6 protein-coding genes are annotated in these 9,275 nt (G+C 42.1%); 1 reads left to right on the top strand and 5 read right to left on the bottom strand.

All coding sequences use genetic code 11. From position 1 onward, the window contains the following. Nucleotides 1-236 precede the first annotated feature (236 nt). The 3 genes from H6H03_RS03860 to H6H03_RS03850 all read right to left on the bottom strand — a co-directional run bounded on the left by H6H03_RS03860 (nt 237) and on the right by H6H03_RS03850 (nt 4,546). Nucleotides 237-1,034, bottom strand: coding sequence for a response regulator transcription factor (locus tag H6H03_RS03860; protein ID WP_190953808.1), 798 nt, complete (start codon nt 1,032-1,034; stop codon nt 237-239). Nucleotides 1,035-1,118: 84 nt separating this feature from the next. Next, on the bottom strand, nt 1,119-2,750 hold the full coding sequence (locus H6H03_RS03855) for a sensor histidine kinase (protein WP_190953807.1): 1,632 nt from the start codon (nt 2,748-2,750) through the stop codon (nt 1,119-1,121). A gap of 212 nt (nt 2,751-2,962) precedes the next feature. Continuing rightward, nucleotides 2,963-4,546: an ABC transporter ATP-binding protein gene (locus tag H6H03_RS03850; protein ID WP_190953806.1), complete on the bottom strand. Its 1,584-nt coding sequence runs from the start codon at nt 4,544-4,546 to the stop codon at nt 2,963-2,965. 311 nt (nt 4,547-4,857) lie between these two features. Between H6H03_RS03850 and H6H03_RS03845 the strand changes: the two genes are divergently transcribed. Next, nucleotides 4,858-5,100, top strand: a complete 243-nt coding sequence (locus H6H03_RS03845) for a hypothetical protein (protein ID WP_190953805.1) — start codon at nt 4,858-4,860, stop codon at nt 5,098-5,100. Between the two features lie 398 nt (nt 5,101-5,498). Here the strand turns inward: H6H03_RS03845 and H6H03_RS03840 are convergent, their stop codons facing one another. After that, nucleotides 5,499-5,777 carry a hypothetical protein gene (locus H6H03_RS03840; RefSeq protein ID WP_190953804.1) on the bottom strand — a complete coding sequence of 93 codons (279 nt, stop codon included), beginning with the start codon at nt 5,775-5,777 and terminating at the stop codon, nt 5,499-5,501. Between the two features lie 236 nt (nt 5,778-6,013). After that, on the bottom strand, nt 6,014-9,265 hold the full coding sequence (locus H6H03_RS03835; RefSeq protein ID WP_190953803.1) for an efflux RND transporter permease subunit: 3,252 nt from the start codon (nt 9,263-9,265) through the stop codon (nt 6,014-6,016). Between the last annotated feature and the right edge of the window lie 10 nt (nt 9,266-9,275).

The raw sequence follows: 9,275 nt of genomic DNA, 5'->3' as shown, positions 1-9,275 counted from the left end.
GCGAAGGCTTCTATAATTGCGATTTGAGACATGGGACAGATGCATTAATATAGAATTTGCGCTGCATCTTACCATATACTGCCTACATTTAGAATGAAATAGCCCTGGCCTGAAAGTATTGAAAAATCAAAATTGATGTCACCTTCCCAAGGTGAACGTCGTGGGTTCGAGTCCCATCGCCCGCTTTTGAACTTGTACATTAACTAATTATTTGACCACGGACAGCTGCCTTAGTCCTAATTATGTTGGATGCGCTGTGCCTTTCTCCAGGCTTGGGGAGTAGTTCCGTGATGCTGGCGAAACTGGCGGAAAAAATGACCTTCATGCTGATAGCCAACTGTTTCGGCAATCTGATTCACGCACAGGTTACCTTCTAAGAGTAAGGTACGTGCTGCTGCCATTCGACGTTGGACAATCCAATGATTTACTGTTTGTCCTGTATGACGGCGCACTAAGTCAGTTAAGTAAGCTGGACAATAACCAGCTGCAAGAGCAACATCGTGCAAGCTAATTGGTTGTCGGTAATTTGCTTCAATGTACTCAAAGACTTGATTGAGATGAAAATCAGCAGGAAATATCAATTCAGAATTTAGGGATTTTGCCGTTTGAAATGCAGCCGATACTGAAACTTCTGGAAACTGGGTAGTATAATATTCCTTAAGATCTGCTTGCTTTTTGAGTCGAGTGGCGATCGCTGCTAATAATTCTTCTACAGTAGAGGGCTTGGTAAGATAATCGTCAGCTCCTAAATCCATACCTTGACGAAGTTCAGCTTTGGTAGATTTAGCCGTCAAAAAAATAAAGGGAATCATTGCTGTCAGACTATGTTGGCGCAGAGTACTAAGAACCCCATAACCATCCAGTTCAGGCATCATAATGTCGCAAAGCACCAAATCTGGCAAATTTTCTAGTGCTTTCTGGACACCTATAACACCGTTTTCTGCACCGATAGCTTCAAACCCTTCTATTTCTAGGCTGTCTAGAAACATATCTCTAGTTTGTGCTTCATCTTCTATCACCAAAACTTTTGTCATATAAAACTCCTATTTGATTATCTTGTTGTATCTTTGCAACTTTACTAATCACCTCTAGTAAATCTTCGATTGTACAAGGCTGAGTCAGATTGGCAATGTAATTGTAAAAGTAGTACCTATGCCAATTTCACTTACTAAACTAATTTGGCTATTATGTAAGTCTACTAGTTTTTTGACAATTGCTAATCCCAATCCGTTACCTGGAATGTTGCTTACATTATTACCACGATAAAATGGCTTAAATACTTCTTGCTGTTCTTCAATAGAAATACCAATTCCACAATCTTTAACCTGAAAAATAACTTTTTTGTCTTCGCAACAAAGTAATAAATCAACTTTACTACCTGCTGAAGAATATTTGATAGCATTTGAGAGTAAATTTGTTAAAATTGGGTGTAGCAATTTTTTGTCTAGACATACTGATTTGCAATCACCTTGACTGATAAAGTTAATTGCGCGATCGCTCTTTTTACTCAAATTCAATTCTACTAATATATCACGGCAAAATATCTCTAAATCAAGCGGTTTTGGCTCCAACTGAAATTTTCCTGCATCTAATCTCCCAATAATCAATACTTCATCCATTAATTGAGTGATTTGTTCAACTGCTGTTTGTAGATGCTGTAAATATTGTAATTTTTTCTCCTGGGCCCAACGATGACTATGACGTTTGAGCAAGCTAGTAGAATATGAAATAATGTTCAGCGGAGTCCGAAATTCGTGAGAAACCATAGAAACAAACTGCGCTCTTTGCTCAGTAAGTTGTTTTTCTTGTTCTAAAATCCGGCGAACTTCTGCTTCTGCTTGTTGGCGTTGGGTGATATCTCGAAAACTGCACACTGTACCAATTCTTTTTTCGCCGAGCCGCAAAGGTTTGCTATATTGCTCGAAAACCTTCCCATCCTTTAATTCCAAAATATCGCAGCGTCTAAAATCCTTTTGGCTGTCAATTTCAAGTTGCTCAATATTTTGATAAAAAGTTTCTGGCTGTTTAAGTTGGTTTCTATAAAAAGTTAGATATTGCTGATAATTACGTGAGATAACGATAGAATCTGGAACTTGCCACATTTCGACAAATTTTTGATTGAAGGTAACAATATCTCCATTACATCTAACCGCAATAACCCCATCAGGATTGGATTCTAAAGTTGCTTGCAATAAACAAAGAGAGTTTTGTAATTCTGCTTCTACCCACTTACGCTCAATGATTTCGCGGGATAGTTGCTCATAGTTCTGCTTTTCTTTAGTCAAGAAGTCTTGTGTTTTGCGCTCTAGCACTTTATTCGCCTGCTCTAAAGCAAATGAAGACTCCTGACGTTTATTGATATGGTTAATCAAAATACAGCTAAACTCGCAACTTCCATATTCAATGTAGGTGATATTGATTTCCAATAAAAAACTTTGGCCTTTATTATTCCAACATATAGATTCAAAGTGCAAAAAACCGTCTTGTTTAATATTTTTATAGTCCTTTGACCAAATTTCGTGCAAAAATTCTAAGTTGAGGTCTTGAATACTCATAAAAAGTAATTCTTCACGAGAATATCCAACTAAGCTACACGCTGCATCGTTAACATAGATAATATTTGCGTTCGGCTTAACCCAAAGTACTGCATCTGTTAAAGGACTCTTAAGGAATTTGGTAATCTGTAACTGCTTTTCTAGCAATAACCTAATTTGAGAGTTGCCTTTCTCCGAAATATAGTTCTTAACCATAGTTTAACTAATAGCAATTACTAAGGATTAACAGCAATCTTATTAGGAAAATATTTTTTTTTATCGTAGGATTAATAGATTTTTGAGTTAGAAAATATATTTAACAAATATTAATAAATAAGTAAAGAATCTTATAGATCGACCAAAGCACTTTTGGAAAAAATTTGTTGAGTATGAGGATATTTGGTTATTTATACTTATTTAATTTATGCTCAATTAAATCCAAGTCCTCCCATCCAACTACCAATTTCATCGCGGTTAGTATGTGCAATTGCCTTGAGAGGAGAAACTTGTCCTTTATAGATTGCACCAATGCGATCGCACAATGCAAACAATTCATCCAAATCCTCAGAAATTATTAGTACTGCTGCACCTGTATCTCGCATTTCAATCAATGCTTCATGAATTCTAGCTGTGGCCTGCACATCTACGCCCCAACTCGGATGCGCTGCAATCAACACTGCCGGATTTTGGGATATCTCCCGCCCCATAATAAACTTTTGCAAGTTTCCCCCCGACAAAGTAGCAGCAACAGAATTTACTCCTGCTTGATTGACATTGAAAGCATCACAAATTCGTTGAGTCCAGGTTTTTAACTTGCCAAAGCGAATCATTCCCCGGCGTAACAACCCCTGCCCGTGGGCTGTGAGCAAAGCATTTTCTAGTAAACTTAAACTTGGCACTACACTTTTTTCTAAACGTTCTTCTGGAACATATCCCAATCCCAAGCGGCGACGTTGAGTAACATTACTTTTGCCTATGGGCATTTCTCCTAGCATAATCATTTCTGCCTGAGGAGAGATGATTTCACCACTCAAAGCTGATAATAATTCTGTCTGTCCGTTTCCTGCAACTCCGGCAATACCAACGATTTCGCCAGTGTGAATTTCCATATTAATGTTGTGCAAGGTTGTACCGAAAGGATTTTGGGGTTTAAAATGTAAATCCTTAACCAGCAAGCAAACCGGCCCTGGTGGTTGGTGTTTGCGTTTTGTACCAGCTATTAAATGACTATCAGAAGATGAGGCAGAATCCCCCCCCATCTCTCCATCCTCTTCCCCAGTCCCTTGTAAATCAGCACCAATCATCATCCTGACTAGATTTGCTGGTGTTTCTGCTTTGGGGTTACAATTGGCAACGACTTGACCTTGACGCAGGACTGTAGCATGGTTGCACAGAGATTGCATTTCTAATAACTTGTGACTACTGAATAAAATACTGCAACCATCAGAGGCGATTTGCCTTAAAGTAGCGAAGAGTGTTTCTGTTTCTTGAGGAGTGAGAACCGCCGTTGGTTCATCCAAAATCAGCAATTTTGCACGGTGATATAAACACCGGAGAATTTCTAGCCGCTGTTTTTCACCAACTGAAAGAGTATGAACGGGGCGATCGCAGTCTATATTTAGTTCGTATGCTGCTGATAGAGTAATAATTTTTTTAGCAACTCGTGATAAATCCCATTTTTCGCTACGAGGTAGCGTCAGGGCGATATTTTCTGTAACAGTCAGCGTTTCAAATAAATTAAAGTGCTGAAATACCATTCCAATTAACAGAGATATCGCCGACTCTGGACTATTAATATTAACCTGTCGTCCCTCCCAAAAAATTTCACCAGCATCTGGACGCACCAAGCCATAGATAATTTTCATTAAAGTACTCTTACCCGCTCCATTTTCCCCTAAAAGTCCATGAATTTCTCCCGGCTGAATTGCTAAGTTTACCTGATGATTTGCCACAAAACCAGAATAGGATTTACTAATATTTCTAACCTCTAAGCGAGAAACCGACTTATTCATTTATGAATTTCTCCTACTTTTTGTACCCTTTTTTTACTCACCGTACAAATTAATAGAAATCTGGTGAAGATTAATTATACCGATTCAAAAAATGTTTGCGACAGATACCCCAATACGGTTCGGATAAGCATTTTTCATCTCTGATGTGGGCTGGGAAAAGGGTAAGGGGAAAAGGGAAAAAGTTTGAAATTACCCTTTTCCTTTTCCCTTTCCCCTTTAACCGAACCGTATTGACAGATACCCCACCCGCCTGACGGCATCCTCCCCTTACCAAGGCTACGGTGTACACAGAAGTCTCTTGACCTGCACCTTTGTTGCATCGCCTTGCACCTTTGATGCATCGCCCTGCACCTTTGTTGCATCGCCCTGCACCTTTGTTGCATCGCCCTGCACCTTTGTTGCATCGCCCTGCACCTTTGTTGCATCGCCTTGCACCTTTGTTGCATCGCCCTGCACCTTTGTTGCATCGCCCTGCACCTTTGTTGCATCGCCTTGCACCTTTGTTGCATCAAAAAGCAAAAATTAACCTTCTGTGTCTTACACAACAACTCTAAAAGACTTGTGTGTACACGGTAGCCTTATCAAGGGGAAAGTTGGGGAGGGGTCTTGTCTATGTGTTGCATTCTTTTTTCAAATTGGTATTAAACATTGTGATGGAAGATAAACCCTCCACCAAATAAGAATATGTTTGAAAAGTCTTTTTGTTGGTATCAAAAGTCTTAGATCCCTCTAAATCTGCCTTAAAAAGGGAGACTTTGATTCGTTATATTCTTAACAGGGAACAGGAAACGGGCAACAGGCAAGAGGGTGATTCCCATAATTAAAATTAACGTGAGTCTCCAACAAAGGCGCACCTACAGGAAGGGCGAAAGAAACAAGTCAAATCCTCTTTCCTTTTGCCTCCTGCCTCCTGCCTCCTGCCTCCTGCCTCCTGCCTTATTTCTCAGGAGAATCAGTGATTTTCTTTGTTACTAGTTGAGCGAATGGCTTTGTCCAGATCCCGCAACAAGTCTTCTTCTGCGTCGCGTTCTTGCTTGAGTTCTCGAATCATTTCCTGGCTTGAACCAATCAGCAAGCCAGCAACTGCACCAACAATGGCATATTTTTGATCCAAATCTTTATACATTTGGCTTGTGTACGGACAAGGAAGTAAATGAGCAAGGGTAAAACCTATTCCTGCACCTAAAAATGCGGTGACGATGCCAGAAAAAGTAATTAGTTTGGCGTTCATTTGCTTTACTCCAATGCTCAATATTCCCGCTAGATTCATGCGAGTATACCTTGATTATCTTTGTAATTTACAAACTCGCGCCTTAATTTTTACCTCTTGTAATATCAAAATCGGATTCAAAAAGTAGAATTTGGTTAAGGGGAAAAGAAAAAGAAAACCTTTAACTTTTTCCCAATACCAAATTCTGAGTTCAAAATTCTTAACCGAGTAGTCTATTCTGAATTTTGCATTCTTTTTCAATGCTTTGAATCATTAGATCCGTTATCGTCGTTATTTTGCGTTATGGTCACAGGTGATTTAGCTTGTGTATTGGCCGTAGATATCGCTGTTGCTCGTCCATCAGAGGAAGGAGACTCAGAGCGAGTAGAAGGTTTGCGCTTTAAGAAGCGTTCTTCCAAATTTTTGATGATTACGTACAGCACTGGAACGATGAGCAAACTCAAGATTGTGGACACGAGTAGCCCGCCAAACAACGCCGTTCCCAAAGACCAGCGCGAGGCAGAACCGGCTCCTGAGGCGATGACAAGGGGGAAAAATCCCAGCAATGAGGCACTTGATGTCATGACAATCGGTCGAAATCGCTCTTGGGCGGCGGTTAAAGCTGCCTTTTGAATTGTCATCCCTTGTTCAAAGGCTTGGTTAGCAAATTCGACAATCAAAATCGCGTTTTTGGAGGCAAGCCCGATTAACATTACTAATGCGACGTTTGCGTAGACATCGTTCACTAAACCGCGCAAAGACAAGGCACTCAACGCACCTAACAACGCTAACGGTACGGTTAACAAAATAATCGCAGGGTCAACATAACTTTCATACTGAGCGGAAAGGGTCAGAAATACCATCACGATTCCGAAGCCAAAAATTAGAATCCCCAAGTTACCTGCGGCTAATTCTTCGCGGGCAGTTCCTATCCAGTCACTACCAACGCCTGGTATTGCTGCTGCGTTCACCGCTTGCTGCATTGCTTGAATTGCTTGACCGCTACTGTAACCTTGGGCTTCTCTACCTTGGATGCTGATAGCCCGGAAGCCGTTGTAGTGAGAGATGACGGCTGGCCCTGTAATGGGTGTAAGTGTTGCCACCTCACTCAATCGCACCATTTCGTTGTTTGCCGATCGCACATACAATTGACGAATATCATTCGGCGATTGCCGATAGTCGCCCTCTGCCTGGACATAAACGCGATAGCTTTGCTGTCCGAGGGTAAAATCATTCACATACTGAGAGCCAATGGCAGCAGAAAGTGTGTTCACAGCTTGCTGAAAATCGACATTGAGTGCTTGTAGGCGGTCGCGATCGAAGTCGATTTGAAACTGGGGTGTGCTGGCGGTAAACTGTGTAAACACGCCGCCGCTCAAGGCTGGTTGTTGGTTCGCTTGGGCAATTACCGCTTGGGCATTAGCAAAAAAATCATCGATTGTCAACCGTCCGTTGGTGCGGTCTTCTAGCTGTAACTCAAATCCACCTAAGGTACTAAAGCCTTGAATTGGTGGGGGACTGACTGCGGTGATAATTGCTTCTGGAATCGTTGCAAATGCGCCATTGATTCGCCCCAAGATTGCCGTGGCACTTTGATTGGCTTGAGTACGTTCTTCCCAAGGTTTGAGCTTGGCAAAAAACACGCCGCGATTCGATCCGCTACCTGCAAAGCCAAATCCTGAAGTTGCGAAAACGTTATCAATTTCTGGTTCTTTTGCCAGAATTTGTTCGAGTTTTGTAATCACTCCATCGGTATAAGCAAGGGAAACCCCATCGGGAGCTTGAATAATGCCCAACACAATACCCTGGTCTTCACTGGGGACAAATCCTGTGGGTACATGGGTAAACATGAAGTAAGTTGCCGCTAAACCCACCACAAACAATGCCACGACAGCGTAACGCAGGCGAATCAGAAATTTGACGATCGCAATAAACCGTTGAATAATCCATTGCTGTATCTGATTAAATTTATTGAAAAACCAGCCTAAGGGGCCGCGTTTGGGTTTTGGCGGGCGCAGTAAAATCGCAGCCATACTAGGACTGAAGGAAAGCGCGTTAAACGTCGAGATGGCGATGGAAAATGCAATCACTAAGGCGAACTGCTGATACATTTTTCCGGTGGAACCTGGAAAAAATGCCACCGGAAGAAACACCGCCATCAACACCAGTGACGTTGCAACTACGGCTCCAGTCAGTTCCTCCATTGCTTCAAAGGAGGCTTGCAGAGGTCTAACTCCCTGTTCAATTTTAGCGGCGATCGCTTCCACAACGATAATCGCGTCATCAACTACCAATCCGGTGGCTAAGATTAATCCAAATAAAGTTAAATTATTGAGTGAAAATCCAAATACGTAAGCAAATGCTAATGCGCCAATCAGCGAAACCGGAATGGCAACGATGGGAATAATTGTGGCTCGCCAGTCTTGGAGAAACAGAAAAATTACCAACACAACCAAAGCGATGGCTTCCACTAAAGTTTTCACCACTTCTTCGAGGGATGCTTGCACAAACCCAACGGTATCGTAAACAATCTGGGTTTTTAATCCCGGCGGAAACTCTTTCATCAGGTCGTTCATCTGCGCTTCAATGTTTCTCGCCACATCGAGGGCATTACTTCCTGGTGATTGATAAATTGCCATACCAATGGCAGGCTTACCATTATTTCTCGCATTACTAGCGTAAGTCTCCGATCCGAGTTCGGCACGACCTACATCTTGAAGTTTGATTAAATCCCCATTGCTTCCGGCTTTAATAACGAGATTCCCAAACTCGGAAGCATCTTTAAACTGGCCGTTGACTCGCAGCGGAATTTCATAGCTTTGGCCGGGGGGTATCGGCGCTTGACCCAAGGTTCCTGCCCCTGCCAAAATGTTCTGCGATCGCAATGCCGTCGCCACATCTGCTACAGTTAATTGCCGACTCGCCAAGGCATTGGGATCGAGCCACAGCCGCATGGCATAGCGTTTTTCACCAAAAATCGTCAAATCCCCCACTCCCGGCGTTCGCAGGAGTTGATCGCGCAAATTCAGGTCAATATAGTTACTGATAAACAGTGGGTCGTATTCATTATTTTCTGCATAAAACGTATACACCAACAAAATACTGGTGGAAGCCGTTTGCGCGGTCACACCAAGTTGTTGCACGCTCGTAGGTAAGCGGGGTGTGGCACGGGCAATCCGATTTTGTACGTTTACTTGGTCAATATTTTTATCAGTTTCTGACCCGAAATATACTGAGATTTGGCTACTGCCTGCGGAACTGTTTGAGGTCATGTACTGCATACCCTCGACACCGTTAATCTGTCGCTCTAGGGTTGTTGTGACTGCACTTTCCACCGTTGAAACATCCGCGCCAGTATAGTTTGCTGAGATTTGAACCCGTATCGGTGCAATATCTGGCAAATAATTGAGTGGGAGTAGCGGAATACACACACCCCCTAAAAGCAGAATCACTAAAGAACAAACGGTAGTTAAAACCGGGCGTTTGATAAAGTTGTTCGCGATCGACATGAGCGAGTGT

The organism is Nostoc paludosum FACHB-159 (genome assembly GCF_014698835.1).
Taxonomy (GTDB): domain Bacteria; phylum Cyanobacteriota; class Cyanobacteriia; order Cyanobacteriales; family Nostocaceae; genus Nostoc; species Nostoc paludosum.
Note: the sequence above shows the minus strand (reverse complement) of the source record. Positions and strands in the feature narration are given on the sequence as shown.